General features: G+C 45.1%; 21 protein-coding genes. 20 read left to right on the top strand and 1 reads right to left on the bottom strand.

The window, feature by feature from the left end:
• The first annotated feature begins 99 nt into the window (after positions 1-99).
• The 10 genes from H171_RS12035 (at position 100) to H171_RS11990 (ending at position 13,615) form a co-directional block, all read left to right on the top strand.
• Positions 100-1,095 (top strand): LacI family DNA-binding transcriptional regulator, encoded by a 996-nt coding sequence (locus tag H171_RS12035; RefSeq protein WP_166433617.1) that lies wholly within the window; start codon positions 100-102, stop codon positions 1,093-1,095.
• Positions 1,096-1,107: 12 nt separating this feature from the next.
• The gene (locus H171_RS12030; RefSeq protein WP_100305367.1) at positions 1,108-2,712 is read left to right on the top strand and encodes a response regulator transcription factor; all 1,605 of its coding nucleotides are present in this window, start codon (positions 1,108-1,110) and stop codon (positions 2,710-2,712) included.
• The gene (locus H171_RS12025) at positions 2,690-4,474 is read left to right on the top strand and encodes a cache domain-containing sensor histidine kinase (RefSeq protein ID WP_100305366.1); all 1,785 of its coding nucleotides are present in this window, start codon (positions 2,690-2,692) and stop codon (positions 4,472-4,474) included. The genes H171_RS12030 and H171_RS12025 overlap by 23 nt, the downstream gene beginning before the upstream one ends.
• Positions 4,461-5,435 carry a substrate-binding domain-containing protein gene (locus tag H171_RS12020; protein ID WP_157803155.1) on the top strand — a complete coding sequence of 325 codons (975 nt, stop codon included), beginning with the start codon at positions 4,461-4,463 and terminating at the stop codon, positions 5,433-5,435. Before H171_RS12025 ends, H171_RS12020 begins: the two co-directional genes overlap by 14 nt.
• A gap of 182 nt (positions 5,436-5,617) precedes the next feature.
• Positions 5,618-7,126 carry a sugar ABC transporter ATP-binding protein gene (locus H171_RS12015; protein ID WP_408645635.1) on the top strand — a complete coding sequence of 503 codons (1,509 nt, stop codon included), beginning with the start codon at positions 5,618-5,620 and terminating at the stop codon, positions 7,124-7,126.
• 17 nt (positions 7,127-7,143) lie between these two features.
• Positions 7,144-8,130: an ABC transporter permease gene (locus H171_RS12010; RefSeq protein ID WP_100305364.1), complete on the top strand. Its 987-nt coding sequence runs from the start codon at positions 7,144-7,146 to the stop codon at positions 8,128-8,130.
• A gap of 70 nt (positions 8,131-8,200) precedes the next feature.
• Complete coding sequence (locus H171_RS12005) at positions 8,201-9,346, top strand: substrate-binding domain-containing protein (RefSeq protein WP_100305363.1); 1,146 nt, start codon at positions 8,201-8,203, stop codon at positions 9,344-9,346.
• 296 nt (positions 9,347-9,642) lie between these two features.
• The gene (locus tag H171_RS12000; RefSeq protein ID WP_100305362.1) at positions 9,643-11,310 is read left to right on the top strand and encodes a 2-oxoacid:acceptor oxidoreductase subunit alpha; all 1,668 of its coding nucleotides are present in this window, start codon (positions 9,643-9,645) and stop codon (positions 11,308-11,310) included.
• Positions 11,311-12,156, top strand: coding sequence for a 2-oxoacid:ferredoxin oxidoreductase subunit beta (locus H171_RS11995; RefSeq protein WP_100305361.1), 846 nt, complete (start codon positions 11,311-11,313; stop codon positions 12,154-12,156).
• Positions 12,157-12,247: 91 nt separating this feature from the next.
• Entirely contained in the window at positions 12,248-13,615 is a 1,368-nt protein-coding gene (locus H171_RS11990; protein ID WP_100305360.1) for a PQQ-dependent sugar dehydrogenase, read from the top strand.
• A gap of 144 nt (positions 13,616-13,759) precedes the next feature.
• On the opposite strand, the gene eda is transcribed toward H171_RS11990, so the two are convergent.
• Positions 13,760-14,713 (bottom strand): bifunctional 4-hydroxy-2-oxoglutarate aldolase/2-dehydro-3-deoxy-phosphogluconate aldolase, encoded by a 954-nt coding sequence (gene eda / locus H171_RS11985; protein WP_100305359.1) that lies wholly within the window; start codon positions 14,711-14,713, stop codon positions 13,760-13,762.
• Between the two features lie 383 nt (positions 14,714-15,096).
• Here eda and H171_RS11980 point away from each other — a divergent pair, with 383 nt between their 5' ends.
• From H171_RS11980 to H171_RS11935, 10 genes are all read left to right on the top strand, one after another.
• Positions 15,097-16,314 (top strand): ABC transporter substrate-binding protein, encoded by a 1,218-nt coding sequence (locus H171_RS11980; protein ID WP_100305358.1) that lies wholly within the window; start codon positions 15,097-15,099, stop codon positions 16,312-16,314.
• A gap of 26 nt (positions 16,315-16,340) precedes the next feature.
• Positions 16,341-17,213 (top strand): branched-chain amino acid ABC transporter permease, encoded by an 873-nt coding sequence (locus H171_RS11975; RefSeq protein ID WP_100305357.1) that lies wholly within the window; start codon positions 16,341-16,343, stop codon positions 17,211-17,213.
• A gap of 12 nt (positions 17,214-17,225) precedes the next feature.
• The gene (locus tag H171_RS11970; protein WP_100305356.1) at positions 17,226-18,092 is read left to right on the top strand and encodes a branched-chain amino acid ABC transporter permease; all 867 of its coding nucleotides are present in this window, start codon (positions 17,226-17,228) and stop codon (positions 18,090-18,092) included.
• Positions 18,092-18,859: an ABC transporter ATP-binding protein gene (locus tag H171_RS11965; RefSeq protein WP_100305355.1), complete on the top strand. Its 768-nt coding sequence runs from the start codon at positions 18,092-18,094 to the stop codon at positions 18,857-18,859. The genes H171_RS11970 and H171_RS11965 overlap by 1 nt, the downstream gene beginning before the upstream one ends.
• Positions 18,860-18,862: 3 nt before the next feature.
• The gene (locus tag H171_RS11960) at positions 18,863-19,567 is read left to right on the top strand and encodes an ABC transporter ATP-binding protein (RefSeq protein ID WP_100305354.1); all 705 of its coding nucleotides are present in this window, start codon (positions 18,863-18,865) and stop codon (positions 19,565-19,567) included.
• 48 nt (positions 19,568-19,615) lie between these two features.
• Positions 19,616-21,274: a dihydroxy-acid dehydratase gene (gene ilvD, locus H171_RS11955; protein ID WP_100305353.1), complete on the top strand. Its 1,659-nt coding sequence runs from the start codon at positions 19,616-19,618 to the stop codon at positions 21,272-21,274.
• A 106-nt stretch (positions 21,275-21,380) separates the two neighbouring features.
• Positions 21,381-22,394 carry a LacI family DNA-binding transcriptional regulator gene (locus tag H171_RS11950; protein WP_100305352.1) on the top strand — a complete coding sequence of 338 codons (1,014 nt, stop codon included), beginning with the start codon at positions 21,381-21,383 and terminating at the stop codon, positions 22,392-22,394.
• Positions 22,395-22,403: 9 nt separating this feature from the next.
• Entirely contained in the window at positions 22,404-23,243 is an 840-nt protein-coding gene (locus tag H171_RS11945; protein WP_100305351.1) for a sugar phosphate isomerase/epimerase family protein, read from the top strand.
• Between the two features lie 21 nt (positions 23,244-23,264).
• Positions 23,265-24,635: an oxidoreductase gene (locus H171_RS11940; protein WP_100305350.1), complete on the top strand. Its 1,371-nt coding sequence runs from the start codon at positions 23,265-23,267 to the stop codon at positions 24,633-24,635.
• A gap of 14 nt (positions 24,636-24,649) precedes the next feature.
• Complete coding sequence (locus H171_RS11935; protein WP_242976945.1) at positions 24,650-25,678, top strand: zinc-dependent alcohol dehydrogenase; 1,029 nt, start codon at positions 24,650-24,652, stop codon at positions 25,676-25,678.
• Positions 25,679-25,794 lie beyond the last annotated feature (116 nt).

The following is a 25,794-nucleotide window of genomic DNA, read 5'->3' as shown; positions in this document are numbered from 1 at the left end:
TCTGCAGAGTGGGTAATTTTGATACTGTTCTTTTTGATGCAGATTATGTATAATAAAAGGAAAAAGAGCGAAACGGTTCGCTGTCAGGAAAGGAAGACTATGGGCGCAACAATAAGAGACATTCAAAAGCTGACAGGCCTGTCATTGGCTACAATTTCCAAATATCTAAATGGAGGCAATGTTCTGCCGGAAAACAGGGCGTCAATCGGCAGGGCCATAGAGGAACTCCATTACGAAGTCAATGAAGTTGCTCGGGGTCTAAAAACCAGGCAGACCAGGATCGTAGGAGTTCTTCTCCATGATTTGAATAATATTTTTGCAGGAACAATTATATCCCGGATGGAAGACATCCTCCGTCAACATGGATATGGGATGTTTCTTTGTGACTGCCGCGGAAATTCGGATTTAGAGGCGGAAGAAATACAGTTTCTCCTGGGCAAACAGGTGGATGGGATCATCACCTTTCCCACATCTGATAATTCCGGTTATTTAAAGCCTGCCAGGGAACGGGGGATTCCTGTTGTGCTGATTGACCGAATGTTCGAAGATCAGGAATTTGACAGCGTGATAGTTGACAATGAAACGGCATCAAGGCTGGCGGTGGAGAAGCTGCTTTCATATGGACACCGCCGGATCGGAATGATCTGCGGGGATGAGCATTATTATACGGCCAGAAAGCGGCTATATGGATTTTGCCAAACCATGGAGGAAGCAGGAGCAGAAGCCTGCATCCTGAAGGGAGAGCTAACTGTGGGGCATGGATACGGAGCCATGGAAAAACTTCTTAACATGAAAGAACGGCCAACGGCAGTGTTTTTAAGCAATTATGAGATTACACTTGGGGCTGTGATAGCCATGAATGAACATAATGTTACTTTTCCAAAGGAAATCTCCGTAATCGGGTTTGACAATATGATGCTGGCCCAGGTGGTAAAGCCTAAGCTTTGGATGATCACACAGCCCATGGAACAAATTGCTGTGAGGGCAGCCGAGATTATGATGGAACGGTTAAAGAACGGCAACTGTCGGGAACCACAGGTGGAAATGCTCCAGACCATGCTGTCAGAGGGAGAGTCCATCGGAAGGATTGTTTGACGGGGGTAAAACATGTATAAAGTATTGCTGGTGGATGACGAGATATTAATCCGGGAGAGGATTTCTAAGAAAATCCCATGGGAGGAACTGGGCTTTGAATTAGCAGGTATCTGTGAAAATGGCAGGGAGGCGATTGCATATATTGAGAGGGAACCGGTCAGCCTGATCCTTACTGATATCTGTATGCCCTTTGTTGATGGGCTGGAACTTGCAAAGTATGTATATGAAAATGCCAAAAACACCAAGGTAGTAATTATTACGGGATACGAAGAATTTGAATACGCAAAAAAAGCGCTGGAATATCATGTGTTTTCCTATATATTGAAACCTGTCACATCGGCGGAGTTGATGGAAAACTTAATAGAGATCCATAAGATTCTAGAGGATGAGAGGAATAATCAGCAAGTGCGCACCCGGTACGAAGACAGCTATCAATTGCTGGAAAACCAGTTTCTGCTTCAACTGGCACAGGGAAAGGTACCAGAGGAGGCCATAGGGGAAAAGCTGAGAGAATTTAAAATTAATTTCCGCGGAGACAGCTACTGCGCTGCGATTTTTTGTCCAAGAGAGCCGGTCAGCCGGATGGAGCTGGAGCACATGACGGAATTTACCAGAACCAAATACCCGGAGTATGTTCTGGCCTTTCAAGGAAATGACGGAACCATGATTACGTATATTAAGCGGAGCCGCAGCGATGACCAGGAGATTAATATGGTCCGCTTATGCCAGATGATGGTACAGGACATCAGCAGCAAATTAGGGATCGAAGTGTTCTGTCTGATGGGGAGTGCTGTTATGAATTTAAACGGATTGAATCTTTCTTATGAAAAAGCCTTGAGGATGAAAGAATACCTTTATCTGGAAAAGGAATCCCATGTATATGAATGGGATCAATACAAGAAGTGCCGGTATCAGCCAGATTCCGGATTTGAGAAAAATGACAGGGAAAAGAGATTGGTTCTAGCCGTCCAGAGTAATTTAAAGGAAGAGATACGCCGGGAGGTCTCCTTGATCCGGTGCGAATGCAGCGAGAAATGGCTTTCACGGGCTAAGGTTGTGATTTTCTGTCAAAGTCTTATTCTGGCCGTAATGAATTCCTTGGAACGTCTGAACATGGTGGATGATGAGCTTTTTCTAAAGGGGCAGGAGCTTCTTTCCGGCCTTTACAGCTGCAGTTATATCTATGAAATGGAAGAAAAGCTGTTGGATTTTTTTGATTCTGCAGCAGATATTATGAACAGAAACCGCAGCAGTTATGGAGAAGAACGGGCGTCAATGGCTCTTAATTATATCTCGGAGCATTATTCCGAATGCAATCTTTCTCTTCAGGAAGTGTGCAGTAAGCTGGCGATCAGCGTCAGCTATTTCAGCTCCGCATTTAAAAATTATACTGGTATGACCTTTGTGGAAGCTCTGACAAAGGCCAGAATGGAAGCGGCTAAGGAACTGCTGAAAAATACAACCATGAAAACCTATGAGATTGCAGAACGCTGTGGGTACAGTGACTCCAATTATTTCAGCTCTATTTTTAAAAAGACAGTAGGGAATACACCCAGGGAATATGCAAAGTCCGTGACCAGACAGAAGGGGAAAGATGATAAGGAAGATAAGGTTTAAAAGCATCCGTACCAGCATGATCATTTATTTCTCCTGCCTGGTACTGTTGATTGTAACTGCATTTATGTTTTTTTCTATAAAATATACCAAAGAGAACTTAATGGAGAATTCTGAAGAAAACAGCCGCAGGTTGATTGAACAGGTAAACTTAAGCATCGAAAATTACGTAGATCATATGGAAAACATCTCTCATGTGGTTGTCAGCAACCGGGACATGCGGGAATATTTATTTGGTGACGATGAAACTGGTGTGTGGCCTCATCTGAAGGAAGAATTCCAGACCATCCTTCAGGTGAGGAAGGATATATACAATATTGCGATCCTTGGGTACAATGGCAGGTATTTTATTAACGGCGGAGACAGGATGATGAATACCAGAGCCCAGTTGGATAAGAAGGAATGGTACTTGGAGGCAAAAGAAGCAGGAAGTGAAATTGTTATTTCCTCTTCCCATGTCCAGAATCTGGTAAAGGGAGATTATAAATGGGTGGTGACACTCAGCAGAGGAATCCGGAATCCCCGGACCCAGCAGGTGGAAGGACTGTTTATTCTTGATTTAAATTATGATGTGATCAATGACCTATGTGAATCAATTCATCTGGGAAATAAAGGCTATGTATATATTGTGGATCAGAAAGGGGAAATTGTATACCATCCCCAGCAGCAGCTGATCTTAAGCGGGGTAAAAAAGGAACTTCTGAAAGAAGCCCTGAACCAGAAAACAGGAATTTCCTATAAAGATGAGAGCGGCGAGAATAAGATTTATACCACCTTTCGCTCAGAAAAAACAGGCTGGACCATTGTGGGAGTTGTGTACACTTCTGAGCTTGTAAAAAGGGAGCAGGCCATGAGAGCTATGTACATTGGCATGGCTCTGGCTCTGATCGTCCTGGCAGGCTTAATTGCCATCTTCCTGTCCGACAGCATAACAAAACCCATAAAACAGCTTCAGGCAGGTATGAAAAAAGTACAGGAGGGGGAATTCCAACCGGTATACATTGATGCAGGAGGAGATAATGAGATCGCCAGTTTAAACCGGACCTTCAACCGGATGACGGAACATATTGATGAATTGATGAAGAAGAATATGGCGGAACAGGTGGAAAAGCGAAAAAGTGAATTGAAAGCTCTGCAGTCACAGATCAATCCCCACTTTTTATATAATACTTTGGACTCTATTATATGGATGATTGAAACTGATGATTCGCAGCATGCCATAAAAATGACTTCCATATTAGCCCGGTTCTTTCGGCAGTCCATCGGGAATTCCGATGTGTTTGTCACGATCAGCCAGGAATTGGAATACACAAAAAATTATCTTTTAATCCAGCAGATGCGCTATCGGGATAAGGTGACCTTTGATATCCAGGTTAATTCGGATATCCAGGAATGCCACATTATAAAACTGGTTTTGCAGCCCCTTGTAGAGAATGCACTGTATCATGGACTTAAGTATAAAGAAGGGGGAGGCCATATTTGGATCACAGGGTATCGTCTGGAGAAAAACGTTATCCTTAAGGTGATGGATGATGGAGTAGGGATGGAAAAAGAGACTCTACAGAATCTTTTCCAAAACAGAAATAAAACCGGAGGAAAACACAATGGAGTGGGGCTTGGGAATATACAGAACCGCTTAAAGCTGTATTACGGTGAGGAATATGGAATTCAGGTGGATAGCGAAAAGGAAATTGGAACGGCCATTACCATTGAAATCCCCTGCCTTCTACCGGAGCAAAAGGAGGATACAGATGAAAAAGCATAAAAATGGAATAGTCTTATTGCTGCTTCTGCTTGCAGCTGCCTGCTTTGCTTTATCCTTGCTCCGACTGGAGGAATTTAGAGAGAACAAAAAAGTAAGGATTGTTTTTATTCCCAAGGTTATGGATGAAACAAATGACTTCTGGATGTCTATGATAACCGGTGCAAAAAGTGCGGCAAGGGAGTATCAGGCTGATCTCGTTATTCTTGCTCCTCAAATTGAAAACGATTATGCAACACAGGAGAAATACATTGACGAAGCAATCAAACTGAAACCCGATGTGATTGCATTGTCACCCATCAGGTATTCGGAGATGACAGATTCCGCATGGAAAATAAAGAAGGCCGGTATCAAACTGATTCTGTTGGATTCCATGCTTGATGAGGACCTTGCTGAGTTATGTGTCAGCACGGATAACATAGAGGCAGGAATCCAGATGGGCAGCAAAATGCTGGATTATATGAAAGAGGATACAAAAATCGCCATTATGTCGTTTGTAAAAGCTTCTTCCACCGCCATTGAACGCGAACAGGGAGTCAGGACCGGGCTTGGCGAATACGAAAACCGGATTGAAACTGTATTATACAGCAATTCAGACTATGAACAGGCATATGAGAAGACAAAGCAGCTTCTGGAAGAAAAACCGGAAATTAACCTGATTGCCGGCCTGAATTTATATTCCACAGTGGGGGTTGCACGGGCTGTGAGGGAAAAGGATCTGAAACATAAGATATATATTGTGGGGTTTGATAATGATGTGGAGGGTATCCAATATCTGGAAGAAGGAATCATTGATACACTCATTGTACAGAAACCTTTTAACATGGGATACTTGGGAATACAGAAATCTGTGGAAATTGCAAAGGGAAAGAAGGTGGAGAAGATCATTCATTCTGAAACCGAGATCATTACGGTAGATAATATCTACACGGATGAAAATCAAAAATTGCTGTTTCCATTTTAATTATCATATAGTATATGTCTTTGCGGATTCATCGGTCCATACAGAAGAAGGAAAAAGAGGAATATTTTACGGAAAAGTAAAATATTCCTCTTTTTTTGTAAGATCCTCTATAGGAAAAAAAATTGGAGTATATATAATGATAGTAGAAAGAGCGAAACGGTTCGCTCTTATAATCAGAGGAGATGGAAGGTGGAATTGTGAGCGACGTGATGCTTAGAATGAAGGGGATTGACAAGTCGTTTCCCGGTGTGCATGCACTGGATCATGTGGACCTGGAAGTAAAAGGCGGCGAGGTTCACGCGTTAATGGGTGAGAATGGTGCAGGAAAATCCACACTGATGAAAATACTTACCGGTATTTATTCAAAGGATTCTGGTACGATCGAGTTTGAAGGAAAAGAGATGGAGTTTTCGACACCAAAGGAAGCCCAGGACACAGGAATTGCCATTGTACATCAGGAGCTTAATATGATGAATCATCTTACTGTCGCGCAGAATATCTTCATTGGCCGGGAAATGATGAATGGCGGGTTGATTGATGATGCCCAGATGAACAGGGAGGCCAAGAAGCTGTTTGACAAACTGAACATAGATATTAACCCGGCGGAAACCATGGGAAATTTAACCGTAGGAAGGCAGCAGATGTGTGAAATTGCAAAGGCAATTTCAAGAGAAGTAAAGCTGATTGTATTTGATGAGCCCTCAGCAGCCTTGACAGAGGCTGAGATCGAGGAGCTGTTTAAAATCATCAGGGATTTAAGGGCCAAAGGAATGGGAATCGTTTACATATCCCATCGGATGGATGAAATCAAGGTTATTACGGACCGGGTGACGGTTATGCGTGACGGCAGTTATGTGGGTACACTGATTACTAAGGATTCCACCAAGGATGACATCATCAATATGATGGTAGGGCGTGTGATTTACGAAACTCCGAAGCAGGTGAGCAATGTTCCGGAGGGCTCACCGGTTGTCCTTAAGGTGGAGCATTTAAATGCTGGAAGACTGGTAAAAGACGTCAGCTTTGAACTGCATAAAGGTGAGATCCTTGGCTTTTCCGGACTGATGGGAGCAGGCAGAACCGAGACAGCCAGAGTGATCTTTGGGGCTGACAGAAAGGAAAGCGGGGATATATTCATTAATGGTAAGAAGGCGGAGATAAAGACAACTGAGGATGCGGTAAAGCACGGAATCGGATATTTGTCTGAGGACCGGAAACGGTTTGGCCTTGTCATCCAGAAAACAGTAGCCGAAAATGCATCCATGGCTTCCCTGCCAGACTTTATCCATGGTCTGTTCATTGATAAGGAAAAAGAAAATAGGGAAGCGGAACAGTATGTGAAAACATTGAATATCAAGACTCCCGGTGTGGACCAGCTGGTAATGAACTTATCAGGTGGGAATCAGCAGAAGGTAGTCATAGCAAAATGGCTGATCAAAAACTGTGATATCCTGATTTTTGATGAACCTACAAGGGGAATTGACGTAGGTGCGAAAAGTGAGATCTACCAATTAATGAATGAACTGGTAAAACAGGGGAAATCCATCATCATGATATCTTCGGAAATGACGGAGATTCTTCGTATGAGTGACAGGGTCATCGTGATGTGTGAGGGACGTATCACAGGAGAGCTTCCCATTGAAGAAGTGACGCAGGAACGTATCATGACTGCGGCCACCTTGAGAAATTAATCCAGGAGGAGAAAGAGATGGAAAAACTGAAAAACAATCCGGTTGTAAAGGCAATCGGTACACAGAGACTGGTTGCATTGATGGCACTGATTGTTATTTATGGGGTATTTGGCATAATGAATCCCCGGTTTGCCACCTACAACACCATGGTAAATATATTTGACGCATCGTATTATATCGGATTTATGGCAATCGGCATCTGCTTTGTAATTGCAACGGGCGGGATCGACCTGTCGATCGGTACCGTATTGACCATGTCAGGTCTGGTGGCCGGTTATCTGAGCGTTAACAAAGGTTTTCCAATGTGGCTGACAATCATTATCTGTATTCTTATCGGCATGATTTTTGGTGTGATAAATGGCTTGCTGGTGGCTAAAATGGGGTTACCGCCTTTTATTGCTACCCTTGGCACAATGATGCTGTCAAAGGGAATTGGTTCCATTATCACTGGTGCTCAATCGGTTACCTGGAAATCCGGATCCGATCCTGAAGGCTGGTACCGCTGCCTTTTTAAGATAAAAACAGCAAGCGGATTGCTGATTCCCACTGGCTTTGTGCTTCTGATCGCAGCAGCCGTCGTTATGGCCATCATATTGAACAAGACGAAAACTGGACGGTATATCCTATCACTTGGCAGCAACAAAGAGGCCACACGGCTTTCCGGTGTTAATGTTGACAAGTACCTTATCATCGCATATATCATCAGCGGTACCTTTGCTGGGGTCGCGGGCCTTGCATATTCTACCATTTATTCAACCTTGCTTCCGGGCGGAGGTGCTGGTTTTGAAATGGATGCCATCGCGGGTGTGGTAATCGGAGGAACTTCAATGGCAGGTGGTACCGGTACGATTGCAGGTACTATGATCGGTGTGTTTATTATTTCCGTACTTAAAACAGGTTTGCCATTTGTAGGGTTGCAGACACACTATCAGCAGGTTGCAACAGGTCTTGTATTAGTTGTTGCTGTTTTTGCTGATGTATATAGAAACCGTAAGAAGAATTAAAAACAGTACAGAGAATGTGATTCGAAAGAATTTACATATAAACTAATTTATATATGAGGAGGAAGTAGAAATGAAACGAAATGTATTGGGAATTTTACTGAGCACGGCAATGATTGCCACTGCCCTGGCCGGATGCGGAAGCAAAGCAACGGGCAGCAGCTCTGCAGCTCCTGCAGCCACTGAGGCTAAGTCCTCAGAAGGTTCTCAGGCCCAGGCAGCCACAGAAGCTGCTTCAAGCGGTGATATGACGGTTTATCTTGTGGCAAAAGGATTTCAATCCCAATATTGGCAGGCAGTATATAAGGGGGCTCAAAATGCAGCAAAGGAATTGGGAGTCCGTCTGGAATTTCAGGGACCGGATTCTGAATCGGATATTGCCCAGCAGGTTCAGATGGTGAATAATGCAGTTCAAATGCAGCCCAAAGCAATTGGATTGGCGGCCTTGGATGTATCAGCGTTAAACGACAGTATTAAGGAAGCACAAGATGCAAAAATCCCGATCATAGGATTTGACTCCGGCGTTCCGGATGCACCGGCAGGTTCTGTAGTGGCCAATGCAGCTACGGACAATTACAAGGCAGGAGAAGTAGCAGCCGAAAATACATATCCTCTGGTAAAGGATATCATTGCAAAAGCTACGGGAAGTGTCCGGATCGGAGTTCTGAACCAGGATGCAACGTCAGAATCTATTATCAGCCGAGGACTAGGTTTTATAAATAAGATTACCGAACTGATTGAAGCTGATGGGAAAAGTGTAAGCGTAACCGGAAATGAAAAGTTTGTAAGTGACGCGAAAGCGGATAAAGGCGGCTCAGCTGATGTTATTCTGGATGTAGCGGTTCCTGCAAAAGTAGAAGCCTCTCTGATGACAACAGATGCACAGACTATATTAAATAAAGATGATACAATCTGCATTTTTGCATCGAACCAGAAGACAGGGGAAGGCTTGATTACAGGTGATGAGAATTTAGGAAGACTGGGGAAGGAAGTAATCGGTGTTGCATTTGATTCCGGCACCATGATTAAGGATGCCATCAAAGACGGCAGGCTGGCCGGAGCTGTTACCCAAGCACCGGTAGAAATCGGATATCAGACAGTCCAACTGGCCGTGAAAGCTGCTAAGGGAGAAGCGGTGTCCGACGTTGATACGGGCTGCAAGTGGTATAACGCTGACAACATGGACAGTGAAGAAGTTTCGCAGAATCTGTACGACTAAGGAAACAACATGAACGCTTGTGGCTTTAATTTTAACTTATTGACAGGAAACCTGATATAAATCCAGGACCAATAATGAAAGGCGCATCTTCGACTACGAGGATGTGCCTTTTAGTCATCGGACTATTATTCCCCGAACTGGTCCGATAATTGGTCTGTCAAATTATTATCTTAAAAAGTTACAATAGATAAAAAATTAACAAATTTAATGTAAATATTTTAAATATTCCGAGGGTAATATTGATAACGTTGTAAAAATAAGATATAATTAGTCAAAATTCATAAGGAGGAAAGTCTATGTATAATATTCTGATTGGTGGTGCAGCCGGGCAGGGCATTGATACCACAGTCGCAATTCTGGAAAAGCTGCTGAAGCATTCCGGCTATTTTATCTATACAACCAGAGATTTCATGTCCCGCGTGCGCGGCGGGCATAATTTTTCCCTGCTTCGTTTCGGTACTGAGGAAATAACCTCACACAGCGATGTTTTGGATGGGATCGTAGCCTTAAATGAGGAAACCATTGATTTGCATAAGCATAAACTGACGTCCAAAGGATTTATATTATGTGACAGCAGTCTTGTTTATCCGGATGAAGACTCCAGAGTCATTAAGCTTTCCATGAATAAAATAGCGAAAGAACTGGGGAATGTGAAGGCATCCGGCAGCGTGGCGGTGGGCGCGGTATTGAAGCTCTTTGGCGAGTCATTTACATATGCGGGTGAAGTCATGGCCGGTGTCATGAAGAAAGAGATTCTTGAGGTCAATAGGAAGGCAGCTGAAGCAGGCTACGCAGCCGTTGAAGCGAAATTTAAACATCTGGATGGCGGGTATAAGGACTACATGCTCATTTCAGGCAGCAAGGCCCTGGGACTTGGTGCGGTGGCCGGAGGGCTTAAGTTTTATTCCGCTTACCCCATGTCTCCTTCCACGGCTGTTATGGAATATCTGGCTTCTGTGGGACATGAGGCGGGGATCGTGGTGGAGCAGGCGGAAGATGAGATCGCCGCGGTCAATATGGCATTGGGTGCTTCTTATGCCGGAGCAAGGGCCATGACCGGGACCAGCGGAGGCGGCTTCTGCTTAAAGGTGGAAGCGCTGGGATTTTCCGGCATTGCGGAGATTCCGCTGGTGGCTGTGGATGTGCAGAGGCCCGGCCCTGCAACCGGTCTCCCTACAAGAACGGAGCAAAGCGATTTAAAGTTCGTTATTTCTGCATCGCAGGGGGAATTTCCCAGGCTGGTCATCGCCTTGAGAAATCACGAGGATGCTTTTTATCAGACGTTCCGGGCGCTGAACCTGGCGGAAAAATACCAGATTCCTGTCATACTGCTCAGTGATCAATATCTGGGAGATACAACAGCCTGTGTGACGCCCTTTGACACATCAGGGCTTGAACTGGTCAGCCATGCCAGAGAAGCGGAAGGGGAGTATCTGCGTTACAGGATAACGGAGGACGGCATCTCTCCCAGGCTTATCCCGGGACTGACCAGCCATCTTGTGGCCGCTGACAGTGATGAGCATGATGAAAGAGGCTGGATAACGGAATCGGCAGAAGTCAGGAATCAAATGGTGGAAAAGAGGATGAGAAAATTAAAGGGCCTTAACCGGGAGCTGTTGGAGCCGGAGTTTATGGGAGAAGAGCAGTGCGAGACCCTTCTTCTGGGCTGGGGGTCTACCTATGGTCCCATCAGGGAAGCCGTATCCCTGTTAAATAAAAACGGAGATGGAAGCTATGGAGCTTTGGTATTTGGAGATATTTATCCCCTTCCTCAGGAAAAACTGAACATTTATGCAAAAGACAGGACCTTAATCAACGTGGAACAGAATGCCACGGGCCAGCTGGCCTCCCTCATAAGGGAGCAGACAGGAATTAAATGCCATAAAAGCATTTTGAAATATGACGGCAGACAGATATCCGGAGAAGAAATTGTAAAGCAGGTGTTGGAAGGAGGTTCCAAATAGATGGATAAATTCACAACTTATGAAACAGCCTGGTGTCCGGGGTGCGGAAATTTCTCCATATTAAACAGCCTGAAAACGGCGTTAGAGGAGCTGGGCATAGAGCCAAATAAAGTGCTGATGGTGGCAGGAATCGGTCAGGCAGCGAAAACACCTCAGTATTTAAGCGCCAACAGCTTCTGCGGGCTTCACGGAAGGGCCCTTCCTGCTGCAGTTGCCGCCAAAATAGCCAATGAAAAGCTCACTGTCATAGTAAATTCCGGAGACGGGGACTCTTACGGCGAAGGAGGTAACCACTTTATTCACAACATAAGAAGGAATGTCAATATCGCTCATTTTGTTCATGACAATCAGATATACGGCCTGACCAAGGGGCAGGCATCACCCACCAGCGGTGAAGGGCTCGTTACGGGAGTTCAGACCGACGGCAACAGAAATACGCCCTTAAATCCAGTGCTTCTGGCCATTGCTTCTGGAGCGGGATTTGTTGCGAGAGGCTTCAGCGGTGATCCAAAGCAGCTGGTGAGCATCATGAAGGAGGCCATTCTTTATCCGGGGTATGCGTTTGTGGATATCCTCCAGCCATGCATCAGCTTCAACAAAATCAATACCTTTGCCTATTATAAAAATATGGCGGCGCCTCTTGGAGAAGATTATGACCCGACGGATCGGCTGGAAGCCATTAAAATGTCGATGGAGGTTAGTGAAAAAATCCCTACCGGCATCCTCTATCGGGAAGAAAAATTGGACTTCCACCGAAAAAACAGGCTTTTAAAAGACGGACTGTCACTGATAGAACAAAAGACAGAAGAAAGTGTGCTCAAGGACCTGATTCACAGTTTTATATAATTCTGTAAAATAAGCTTGCTGAACTATTTCCCATTACTGTATAATTTTAACAAAAATGAATATAATGTAATAAAAAATCCTGGAAAAGCCAATGTTCTATAATAGTAATGGGAGAAATATCGGCTCCTGCAATGAAGACAATGGTTTTGCGGAAAGGTATTTGAATCCATCTGATATTTATATCGTCACAGGTTATCAGATAGAAGTGTTTATAAAAAATCTGAATTCTCCGATTGGAATGATCTTTAATGAAAACGGGGAGATCCTGGTGGCTGATTCCGGTTTGGCGACCGGAAATCCCCGGATATTACAGATGATTAATGGTCAGTTTGAAACGATCGCAGATGATTTTGTTACCCCCATATCAGGGATTAATTATTTAAACGGTGTGATCTACGTATCTCACAGAGGATTTATCACAAAGATATACAAAGATGGTACAAGGCAGAATATCATTATGGGACTGCCCAGCAACGGCGATAACTATAACAGCCCGGTCACCTTTTCTCCGGATCATAAGATATATTTCGGGCAGGGAACGGTGACAAACAGCGGTGTCGTTGGGAATGACAACGAGTGGGTGGCAGTTTCTCCGCTTCTGTGTGATTACGCAGGAGATTATATCATGCTTCATGGACAAAACTTCGCTACAAATAACATACTGACAGAAGGCTTGCCCGATGATATCGCTTTAACGGGGGCTTTTTCTCCTTATGGAATTCCCAATATAGAGTACGAGATCAGAAAGCGGTATATCAAGGCATCGGGAAGCATTCTCAGGGCAAATCTGGACGGCTCCAACTTAGAACAGGTCGCATGGGGATTCAGAAATCCATCTTATTTAAGATTTGACTCCAGCGGCCAGTTGTATGCGGTCAATAACGGTTATCAGGCAGTGGGAAGCAGGCCCATTGAGAATGCTACGGATGATTTTTATTATATTACACCTGATTTGTGGTATGGCTGGCCGGATTATTCCGGAGGTGAATCCGTAAATTCGCCGCGTTTTACGCCTAGCGGTGGTGTACAGCCTTCTCTTCTCTTTAAAAATCAGCCCAATGTTCCCCCAAGGCCCTACGTAACATTTCCGCCCAATTCCTCCATAAGGGGGTTTGAATTTAACTATAATCCCCAATTCGGTCCCTATGGAGATGTGTACATCGCTGAATATGGCAGCACCATACGCACCCAGGTTGGTGATACCATTTCTTATGCGAATGCAGGACACAGAATATCCAGAATCGATATGAAATCCAGGACCATCAGCACGTTTGCCATCAATCGTACAGGGTTTCCGGCCTCTTTGTCAAACGGAGGAGGCCTTGAGAGACCGGCCCATCTGTTATTCGGTCCTGACGGAGCAATGTATATCGTGGATACCGGACTGAATATTCAGGGGGATCCGGATGCGTTTATTCCGGGGACGGGGGTCATCTGGAGAGTGACCAGGACGGATTAGCGGGAATAGAAAGAACCCAGCTAAAACCCAGCTAAAACCCGGGAGGCTGGATATTGGAATTTTATTAAATCGTTTATTGATTATCCAACTATCTCCATTTATAGGCCGCAGGCATGAATGCTTGTGGCTTTCATTTTGTTCAAATCACCGCTGAAGAAGGTGAACAGCAAAGCCTCCGACTTCCTCTTCAAAATAGATTACAATCATTTTGTTATGATTAAATTTTGCAGAAGCTTCATTGAACTTATAACCTGCTGCTTCAAAATAATTTTTTGCACGGACAATGGAGTTGGTGGCGATAGCAATATGACCTTTCGTACCGAAGCAAGGAGGTTTCATACATTCAATGGCAGTACCGGCGAATAAAGAACCGGCTCCTGATATTTTTTGAAATCCGAACATTGCCTCAAATATTCCAGCTGTTTTGTCTGCTTCCGCATCGTTACTTAGGTTTATCCCAATATGGGTGAATTCGAAGCCCAGCATGGTCTTAATGGCCTTTGTTGTGAGATCGCGTATTTTTTCGAATGCCCCTGCCTGAAGCAAATCCTGTTCCACAACCATGCGGCAGGCCAGAATATTATCGAAAGCCGGATAGGAACTGCTGTTTTTTTCATTGATGCCGTCAGCCGGAATGAAGTTTATGTGATTATAGGATGAATACATGGACTGGCTCATATGGAAACCTCTATCCTGTCCGGCAGAGGAAACGTTTACAGCGTCAAGTCCAAATGAAATTGCCGTTTCCACATCGTCCGGAGTGGAAACACCCGGTATTACTGGTATGGCCCTGCCGATACAATATGTTACAACAGATGATGAGAACTCCGGAGTTACGATAAATTTTGCTCCTGCATTAACTGCGAGACCGGCCTGTTCGGTTGTCAGAATGCCGCCGGCCCCGATCAGCATTTTGGGAAACCGTTCTGTCATTATGCGAATGGATTCTTCGGCTGCGTTGGCGGAGAGGGGGATTACTACACAGTGAATCCCCCCGCCGCAGAGAGCCTCTGCAAGAGGAACCGCGTTTTTTACATCATCAAGTACTGCAACCGGCATAATGCCGATTTTTTGAATCCTATTCAGAATCTCATTCATAGTTGAATTCTCCTTAATTGCAATCATTTATAGTGTTTTATTAATCCTGATTATCTAAATTATACTCAAATCTTTATAGTTGTCAACAAAAAGGCATAAAAATCACTGTATATGACAACCTTTTCATATACGAAATAAATATTATAAAAAGTTTTTTTTGGATATATTGACATTGAGATAAAAAAGATGTATGATGTTTTTGAATTTAAAGAGTAATATTTGAGCAAAATGGCGAAGTATACTCTTTAAATTTTTTAAAAATCAGTATGAAAACGATAACATATTGAGGATTAAAAGGGAAACTGTCAAAGTATCACGAAAAGTGGAGGAAAGTATCTGATAAGGGGTGCTTATTCTTTCAAAAGAGAAAAGGAGAAGTGTATATGAAAAAAGCAATAGCAATTATTTTTGCGGGTCTTATGACATTCAATCTGGCGGCATGCGGAAGCTCCCAGACGCCTTCAACCACCGCTGCAAATGCAGCATCAGCAGGAACGGAAACCAAAGCTGGGGGGACGGCAACGGATGGAGAAATCTTAATCGGATGTCTCCAGGACATTACGGGCGCAACTTCCAGCCTTGGCCAGATGGTGGAGGCAGGAGCGCAGTGGGCCGTGGATGAAATCAATGAGAATGGCGGAGTAAAAGGGAAAAAGCTTGTTATGAACACCTATGATACCAAGGCGGATGTAACAGAAGCGATTAACGCATATACAAAAGCGGTTACTTCTGACAAGGTTTCCCTTATCGTAGGACCGCCTGTTGCAAATATCGCTCTGGCTATTAAGGAAACCTCGGAGCAGTATGAAGTTCCGGTTATGGGCCTTGCCATGGATCCCAGCGCACAGCTTAAGGCGGATGGCACTCCATATAAGAACATGTTCTGTTTTCAGCCCAATGCGATCCAACAGGGAGCCATTATGGCAAAATACGCTATGAAGAACGGCTTTAAGACCTTCGGCGTTATTTATAATGAAAGTAATGCCTACTCGCTTTCTTTGAAAGAACCTTTCATTACCACAATTACTGAAAATGGCGGTACGGTTGAAGAAAAACAGCAGGTTGCTTACAATGCAAACGATACAGACTTTAAAACCTTGCTGTCCCCTATCGTGTCTGCAAATGTTGATGCGATCTATGCTCCAAACTACACCAAGGATCTTGTAAACATTGTTACGGCAGCACGTGCGCTTGGATATGAAGGCGCTATCATCTGCGGCCTGGATGCATGTCCGCCTTTTAACACTATGCTTGGCGGAAGCAGTGATGGTGTATACTGCATTAACAATGTGGACGACACGGAGCCAGAGCTTCAGAAAATGATTGCAGCGGTTAAAGAAAAAACAGGGGTAGAAGCTACCAACAAATTTTTCCTTGGATATGACATCGTTAAAATTGCCGCTAAGTGTCTGGAAGAAACAGGAACAGATGACCCTGCAGCACTTCGTACTGCGATCGAAAATATAAAAGATTTTAAAGGCCTTACCGGAAATATCTCCATTGACCCAGAGACTCATATGACTACCGGTCTTGATATGGTTATGTTTACCTATGAAGGGACAACACCAAAGATGTTGGAAAGATTCAGCGCAGATAACTAAAGCTTTTAAATGGATGGAGGCATATCATGTCACTGCAGATTATAATCAACGGCCTTGCGACGGGATCTGTCTACGCGCTGATTGCGACGGGCTTTTCATTGATATTTAATGTTTTGAAGTTTTCGAATTTCTCTCATGGAGCTACCATGACTCTGTGTGCGTTTGTTGGGTACTTTTTAGCAGCCTCCAGGGGACTGGGGCTGATTCCGACGATTCTGGTTGCTATCGTAACAGGCGGCTGCATTGCGCTGATTGGAGAATTTGTGGCATTTCGCCGTATTATCCAGCGCAACAGCTCTTCTGTATACTTTTTCGTTTCCTCTATTACACTGGGAACGTTGTATGAAGGACTCGTTACTTTAAAAGTTGGTGCAAATTTTTACAGCTATCCTCAGTTTTTCAAAAAGGCGGCAATTAAATTTGGATCGGTTGTTGTTTCTACATCAGATCTCCTGATGTTCTGCAGCAGCGCCGTTGCACTCCTTGTGCTGGCTTATATTATTCAGAAGACAAAAATTGGCAGGGCGCTCAGGAGTGTCAGCTTTGACAGAGATACTGCGAACTTAATGGGTATTGATGCTACACGGATTATTCAGTTTGCGTTTATTGTTTCTGGTGCTCTTGCCGGACTTGCAGGTGTATTTCTGGGCATTAACTATACGTTGTACCCGACACTGGGCAGCCTGGTAGTGAAAGGATTTATTGCTTCGGTAATCGGAGGCCTGGGAAGCCTGCCGGGTGCGATTATCGGAGCCGTGCTTCTCGGGCTTCTTGAGACACTGTTAATCAGTACTGTGGGTTCGGGATACACCCCGGTATTTATTTTCCTTATTATGCTGGTGTTTTTGTTGCTCCGTCCATGCGGAATTGCCGGCTGCAACATTCAGGAAAAGGCATAGGGGGTACTTACAATGGTATTATACATGAATATTTTTACGCAGATATGTATTACGCTTGTAGCAGTTTCGGGCGTATATGTTCTGACAGGACTTACGGGAATGTTCAGCCTTGGACAGGCGGCATTCATGGCGGTTGGAGCTTATGTATCCGGTATTTTTGTCGTAAAACTGGGTGTCCCGTTTCCTCTTGCCTGTATCGCGGCTGTTATTATCGCGGTTGGTATTGGATTTGTGGTGGGTATTCCAACCGTGCGGCTGAGGAGAGACTACATTTCCCTGGTTACACTTGGCTTTGGAGAGGCGATAACCGCTCTGCTGAACAGAACGACTAAGCTTACAGGCGGTGCCTCCGGTTTCATCGGTATTCCGAAAAAAACCACGGCGCTGATGGCATTTACGTTTGCAGTCATTGCAATCCTGCTGGTAAACTGGTTTAAAAACAGCAAATATGGACGCCAGTGCGTTGCAATCCGCGGAGATGAGCTTGCGGCGAAGGCCATGGGAATCAACGTTCCCAAAATCAAAATCACATCGTTTCTTTTGAGCGTTGCCCTTACCTCCTTCAGCGGCTGCCTGTATGCTTTCTATATTACATACGTGGATCCCAGCATTTTCGGCTGGAAGAAGAGTGCCGACTGGGTAATTATGGTATTCTTCGGAGGCGTAAACAGCCTGACAGGATCTATCCTGGGAGCCACGATCTTAAGCGGACTCCCGGAAGTGTTAAGAGGGCTTGCAAATTACAGAAGCATTATTTATGCAATCCTGGTATTGTTAATTATCAACTTTAAACCTTCGGGACTTTTGGGTGAGTATGAGCTTGCAGATTTGTTCAGAAGAGGAAAAGGCCGGGTAAAGCTGCAGAAGGAGGAAGACTGATGAGCTTGCTGGAAGTTAAGAATATTTATAAAAGCTTTGGCGGTGTAAAGGCTATTCAGGATTTTTCTATCCGTGCAGATGCGGGAGAGATCCATGGAATTATCGGACCTAACGGAGCCGGAAAAACAACTATTTTCAATGTTATTTCCAATGTATACACGGCGGATCAGGGAACGGTGATGCTGGATGGGAAGGATGTAACCAGAAAAGAACAATATCTCGTTACAAGAGAAGGAATGGGACGTACCTTTCAGAATATCCGCTTATTTAAAGGACTTACTGTGCTGCAGAATGTTATGTGCGCATTTGATCCTCAGTCGAAATATTCCTTGATCGGAGGCCTTCTGCCAACACCGAAGCGCAAAAGCGAGGAAAAGAGGGGAATGGAACTTTGCGAACATTACCTGGAAATGGTGGGAATGGCCGACTATAAGAATGAACGGCCTGAAAACCTGGCTTATGGCATGCAGCGCCGTATTGAGATTGCAAGAGCACTGACCTGTAATCCTAAGGTACTGCTCTTAGATGAGCCGGCTGCGGGACTGAATCCTACAGAGGTCCAGGAGTTGACGGAGCTGATTTCAAGGCTTTCCAAAGATATTGGATTTGCAATACTTTTGATAGAACACAGGCTGGAGCTGGTTATGTCCATTTCACACATCATTCATGTCCAGAACTTCGGAAAGACGATTGCAGTGGGCACCCCTGCAGAAATACAGAGAAATCCGGAAGTAATTGAGGCATATCTTGGAAAGGAGGAGGGATAACACATGGCAATGCTGAAAGTAATGGATTTAAGCGTCACCTATGGTCATGTCAGGGCACTGAAAAATGTCCATGTGGAAGCGGATGAAGGGCAGATTGTCAGCATCATCGGTTCCAACGGAGCCGGAAAGACCTCTCTCCTGCGGACCATTTCCGGCTTGGTGAAGCCGGTTGAGGGAAGCATCGAATTCCTGGGGGAGCCCATACCTTCCAAGTCGAGCAAAATCGTTGCGAAAGGAATTGTACACGTACCGGAAGGACGTAAAACCTTCTCTGGCCTTACGATTCGTGATAACCTGCTGGTCGGCGGGTATTTACATCATAGAAAACAGCTGGAAAAAGATATCGAAGAGCAGTTTAAGCGTTTCCCTATTCTGAAAGAAAGAGAACATCAGTTTGCCGGTACTCTCTCAGGCGGCGAGCAGCAGATGCTGGCTATCAGCAGAGGACTTATGGAGCACCCCAGGATTTTGCTGCTTGATGAACCCAGCCTTGGACTTGCGCCAATTATTGTAAACCAGGTATATGATCTTATTAAGGAGATCCGGGATTCAGGAATTACCGTGCTGCTTGTAGAGCAGAATGCGAGAAAAGCGCTTTCTATCTGTGATAAAGCATATGTCCTTGAAAACGGTATGGTAAACATCTGCGGAACAGGTGAAGAACTGATGAAGTCAGATGTTGTAAGGAAAGCTTATCTGGGGGGCTGATACAGCGTCGTCAGGTATCGTTTAGGGATAATGACAGGAGGAAAAAAGATGATACGTCAGTGGAATGAAGAATCAATGGATCATCGTAATACACTGCTTTATGCGATGGGAATATCACCTGAGGATGCGGCAAGACCTATAATCGGTCTGGTAAACTCATGGAATGAAATGAATCCGGGACATTTCCCCTTTAAAGATGTCATTGCAGAGATGAAGGAAGAAATCTATAAAGCAGGTGGACTTGCACTGGAACTTCCTATCACCGGTGTCTGTGACGGAATCTGCTCCAATACACCAGGTGACCGTTACACGCTTCCGGCCAGGGATCTGGTATCGAGTGAAGTGGAGACGGTTGCAGAATTAAACATGCTGGAAGGCATGATTATCATGGCAACTTGTGACAAAGTTGTACCGGGTATGATCATGGGCGCTTTGAGAGTGGATATTCCAACCGTCATGCTTACAGGCGGATACATGGCGGCAGGTCATTATAAGGGGAAAATGCTGACTTTGACCCATACAAAACAGGCTTATGCAGCCTACATTGCGGGTGATATGAGCGAAGAGGATTACAAAGGTATTGTGAGAAATGCCTGTCCGACTCCGGGAGCCTGCCCCTTTATGGGCACGGCTAATACCATGTGCGCCATGGCCGAAGTTCTTGGTCTTTCTCCTCACGGTAACGCCAGTGTCCGCAGCCAGACCCCCCGGTGGCATGAGATGGCAAGGGAAGCGGCTGAAAAGGTTATGGAGGCAGTAAAGGAAGAACGGCGGCCAAGTGATTTTATAGAACAAAAGAGCTTTGAGAACGTCGTACGCTATATGATGGCAACGGGAGGTTCTACCAACAGCCTGCTTCACATCCCGGCACTTGCACGTCAGGTAAAATGCGATATTGTCCCGGAAACCTTTGATAGAATCAGCCGTGAAGTGCCGGTGATCAGCACTATTTATCCCAACCATCCAACTGATACAATGGAAGAATTTGATGCGGCCGGAGGGCTTGGGGCTGTTGTGAAGGAACTTGCCAAAGCGGGGAAGATCGATACGGCAGCAGGCGGTATGTTCGGCACCATCGGAGATAAGGCGGAACTTGCAGAAAATAAGGATATGGATGTGATTCATTCTGTGGAAAATCCCATCCATGAACAGGGTGGACTTGCTGTTCTTCACGGCAATATCGGAACGGACAGTGCGATTGTCAAATTCAGTGCGGTAGATCCGGCAGCATGGAAATTTTCAGGACCGGCCAAATGCTACGATTCTCAGGACGATGCCTGGAATGCGATTTTAAGGGATGAAATTGTGGCCGGTGATGTTGTAATTATCCGGTATGAAGGGCCGAAGGGCAGCCCGGGAATGCCCCATATGGAGACATTTATGGCGGCTGTTCTCGGAAAGGGGCTAGGCAGCCGGCTTGCCCTTGTATCGGACGGCAGATTTTCGGGAGCAACCGGCGGTCTTGCAATAGGACATGTGAGTCCGGAGGCTTACGAAGGCGGAAACCTGGCTTTGATTAAAGACGGAGATATGATTTATATAGATGTTGAGGCGAGAATGCTGACAGTAGATGTGACGGAAGCGGAATTTACTGACAGAAGAAAACGATTCGAACCCGTTCATAAACCGGCTAAGGGATGGTTAAATCTTTATCGCAAAAATTGTACCTCAGCGCATCGTGGAGCAACTGTATTTTGGGACGACTGAATGCAATTAAACGACTATGCTGAAATTTCGTGTATATTCTGACAATGTGTGATAAAATTGGGGAAAAGGATCCATATTATGGAATTCACATATTGAGGTGATTGGAATGACAAATATTAAAGTGGTTGCAGAATTGGCAGGTGTTTCAGCGACAACCGTATCGAGAGTTTTAAGTGGAAAAAGTTATGTAAGTGATGACACAAGGATGCGTGTCATGGAGGCCATCCAGAAAACAGGCTACAGCCCAAACGTCATGGCGAAAGGTCTGAAAATGGGCAGGACCAATACCATAGTCCTTATGCTTCCGGATATCCAGAACCTTATTTTTCCCATGATTACACGAGGAGTCGAAGATGCGGCAAGACAAAAAAATTATACGGTAATTCTATGCAATACCGACGAGAACAGCGGTGTTGAAAAAGACTATATATCTACTATGAAATCACGTCTGGTGGATGGATTTATTGTAGGCTCCATGCTTCCAAACTCTATCCATATAAGAAACCTCCGCACAGAAGGATTCCCCCTTGTGCTTATCAACCGCTTTTATGCCAAGGACGAGGGAAAAATAGATATTGTTGCCATAGACAACTTTAAAGCGGCCTATAATGCAGTCCGGTACTTAATCGGATCCGGACATAAAAAAATTGCTTTGGCTCTGGGGCGGGAGAATCTTTATTTGTATAATGAGCGTTATCGGGGCTACCGGGCGGCACTTGAAGATCATAACATCCCTTATAATGAAACCCTTGTTATGAGGGAGGCTACAGGAAGCAGCAGCTTCTACAGCATGACACAGGCTTTGATGAACTCGGAAAACAGGCCGGATGCGATTTTTGCAACCAGCGACCCGAAGGCATTTGTTATTCTTCATGCCCTTCATGAGATGGGAATCCGTATTCCGGAAGACGTCTCTGTACTCAGCTTTGACAATGTAACTCTTTCAGGGATGGTGGAGCCGCCGCTTTCCACCGTGGCACAGCCATTTTATGATATAGGTGTAAGGGCGACCAATAATCTGATCCATCAAATCCAATATAAAGATGAGAAGGGAGTGCTCCCCCAGCCTTTAAAAGAGCTGTTGGAGACAGATTTAATTATACGGGCTTCAACAAGATAGGAGATATATATGAGCAGCTACTGGGGAATTAATCTTTGGAATTGGGAGAATGAACTGGGACTTCAATGTGCAGGATTGCCTGAAAAAGCATTTAAGATGGGATTTACGGCAGTGGAACTCCCCATGACTGTTCCTGAGATTCCGAAGAAACTTATGGATGAAATCCGTTCCCTGGATATGGAAGTGAGCCTTTGCGCCGCACTTGGAGCTGGGCGTGATCTTTCCAATTTTGATGAGACGATCCGGCAGAACACAATGAAATATATGACGGAATGTTTGAAATCGGCGGAAGCAGTATCCGCAAAAGTATTTGCCGGCCCTCTGTATACAGGTGGAGGGAAGAAACACCGGCTTTCTGAGGAAGATGAAAAAAGGGAGTGGGAGCTTGCAGTAACGGGTATCCGTAAAGTTTCTGCCATAGCTAAGGGATGCGGTGTGCGGCTTGCTCTTGAACCTTTAAACCGGTATCGGACCAGCGTTGTCAATACAGCAGCTCAGGCGTTAAAGCTTGTTTCCGATATTGGAGAGGAAAACGTAGGGGTACATTTTGATACATATCAGGCCGGAATTGAGGAAGACAGCATCACAGATGCGTTTGAAGCCGTGCTGAAGGAAGAAAAGATGTATCATTTTCATGCCTGCTCAAATAACAGAGGAGTTCCGGGTCAGGGATTCTTTCCGTGGAAGGACTTATGGGGGTTAATGCAAAGATACGATTATAAAGGTCATATCACAATGGAGACATTTGCGCCCGGCGGCTTTGACGCCGGCTGGGTTCAGCCGCAAAAGAGTGCGGATGAGATTGCCAAATCTGGAATCCTCTATATGAAGCAGCATGACTGGCATTAAAAATAAGGAGATGACTGAAGAATGGCGTCACATGAAAAGTTTAATTTTAAAACATTGAATGAGGTTGTAGAAAAAGTAAATTCTCTTGGTGTAAACATAAAATTCAGCGAAGATTTATCTCCGCTTCGTACCGAGGTAAAGGTAGGAAAACGGATTGCACCCAATGCAATTGCAATTCTTCCAATGGAAGGCTGTGATTCAAATCCCGATGGTTCTCCATCTGAGCTTGTTGAAAGAAGATACAAGAGGTTTTCGGAAGGCGGAGCGGGATTACTTTGGTGGGAAGCTTGTGCGGTTGTCGTGGAAGGACGGGCCAATCCGCTCCAGATGATGCTGACCAAGGAGAATATGCCACAGTTTAAGGCGGTTGTTGAACGGTGCAATCAGTCGGCAGTTGCCCGCAATGGAAAAAAACCACTGAATATTTTACAGTTAACACACTCCGGCCGCTATTCAAGACCGGAAGGTCATAAGGGAGCGCCTATTGTTCCCCAGCATGACCCTATTCTGGATCCGAGAGTCGGGCTTGCGGAAGATGGACCTGTCGTGACCGATGAATATCTGGACAATTTAACGGCTCATTATGTGGAAAGTGCGGTTTTGGCTAAGGAAGCAGGTTTTGACGGCGTGGATATAAAGAATTGCCACCGGTATCTTTTGAGTGAGTTAATTGCCAGCCACACAAGAGAGGGAAAATACGGCGGAAGCTTTGAAAACAGGAGCCGGTTTCTTCTCCAGACAATCCGTGCCGTCCGGGAAGCTGTGGGCGATGATTTTATTATAGCCTGCCGTTTTAATGTATTTGATGCACATCCTTATCCCTATGGATTTGGCTGTGACAAGGAAGATATGTGGAAATTTGATCCCACAGAGCCACTGGCTCTTGTGCGGATGCTGGTGGAAGAGGGCGTTGACCTTTTGAGCAATTCAGCCGGAAATCCCTATTATATTTATCCTCAGGTTACAAGGCCTTTTGATTTGTCCAGCATGGGAATCCCTGTTCCGGATGAACATCCCCTTGAAAGCATGGAACGGCTGTTTGAGTTTACGCGGCTGATTCAGAAAGCCGCAGGTGATGTGCCTGTTGTGGGAAATGGTTATACATGGCTGCGGCAGTTCCTTCCTTATGCGGGTGCAGCGAACCTGGCTGACGGAAGCTGTAAATTTGTGGGTATGGGACGTTCCGGCTTTGCATATCCGGATGCTCCCCGCGATATTCTTCTGAAAGGAGAAATGGATCCGAAGCAGTGCTGCGTCACCTGCTCAAAATGCACTCAGATTATGAGAGACCATGGAAGAACCGGCTGCGTCATCAAAGACAGCGAAATCTACGCGGGCTTTTATAAGGAGTACAGAGAGGAAGCTTCGATGCGTGAGAAAAGTTTCCAATGAAGGAGGACTTAGAAGTGAGTGTAAAAACCAGCAGAATTGGGATAGTAACCGAGCCCATGAAAGCAATCATCGGAAAAAGGGATATTCAGTCTCCGAAAAAGGGCCAGGTTCTGATTAAGATAAAATCAAGTGCCATTTGCGGCAGTGATATCCACATTTTTAAAGGGAAACACCCTTCCGCCCCCCTTCCGATGACCATTGGGCATGAATTTTCTGGAGATGTGGTTGAGATTGGAGAAGACGTTACCAATGTGTCTGTGGGAGACCGGGTAACGGTGGAACCTTGTATTGTCTGCGGAACATGCGATGCCTGTTGTCATGGGGATTACGGATATTGTGAGAATATATCGTTTACATACAGAAATGGCGACGGAGCAATGGCTGACTATATTCTGATCAATGAGCCATATGTGTATAAGCTTCCTGAATACCTGACTTATGATACAGGTGCCCTGATTGAACCCTTGAGCGTGGCAACCCATGCGGTGCGCCGAGCAGATATCCGCCTTGGAGAGACAGTTCTTGTTATCGGAGCAGGCGCGATAGGAATGTTGATTGCGTCCATATGCAAAAAGAGCGGAGCTGCCGAAGTCATCATTGCAGACTTTTCTGATGAAAGGCTTGCAGCAGCGAAAAAGCTTGGCGCCACCATAACGGTTAATTCGGGAAAAACAAATCTGGAGGATGAGGTACGCCGGATTACAACTGGAAAGGGCGTTGATAAGAGTTTCGAATGTGTTGGCCTGGAAGCATCATTTTTACAGGCAATGATGACATTAAAGAAAAATGGCCTGGCCACTGTTATTGGAATCTTTGAGAATCCGCAGATCAATATTCCTGCAAGCAGATTTGTCACCCATGAAATTAAAATTCAGGGTGCTCAGGGATACTGCTGGGATTTCCCGATTGCACTTAAAGTTGCCAGAGAATTAGACCTTGAACTTCTGATCACCCATCATTTTCCTCTTGATGATATTCAGAAAGCTCTTGAAACTTGCCTTGATAGGAAATCGGGCAGTATTAAGGTCCTTTTACATCCTTAGAGACACGAAGGAAGAGAAACACCCTGCGGGTATACCTTTATGCCCAAAGAGCATGGGCGAACAGATGAAACACCCTGCGGGTATACCTTTATGCCCAAAGAGCATGGGCGAACAGA

Origin of the sequence: [Clostridium] celerecrescens 18A (assembly GCF_002797975.1) — a bacterium.
Taxonomy (GTDB): domain Bacteria; phylum Bacillota; class Clostridia; order Lachnospirales; family Lachnospiraceae; genus Lacrimispora; species Lacrimispora celerecrescens.
This window is presented reverse-complemented; position numbering and strand designations above follow the sequence as displayed.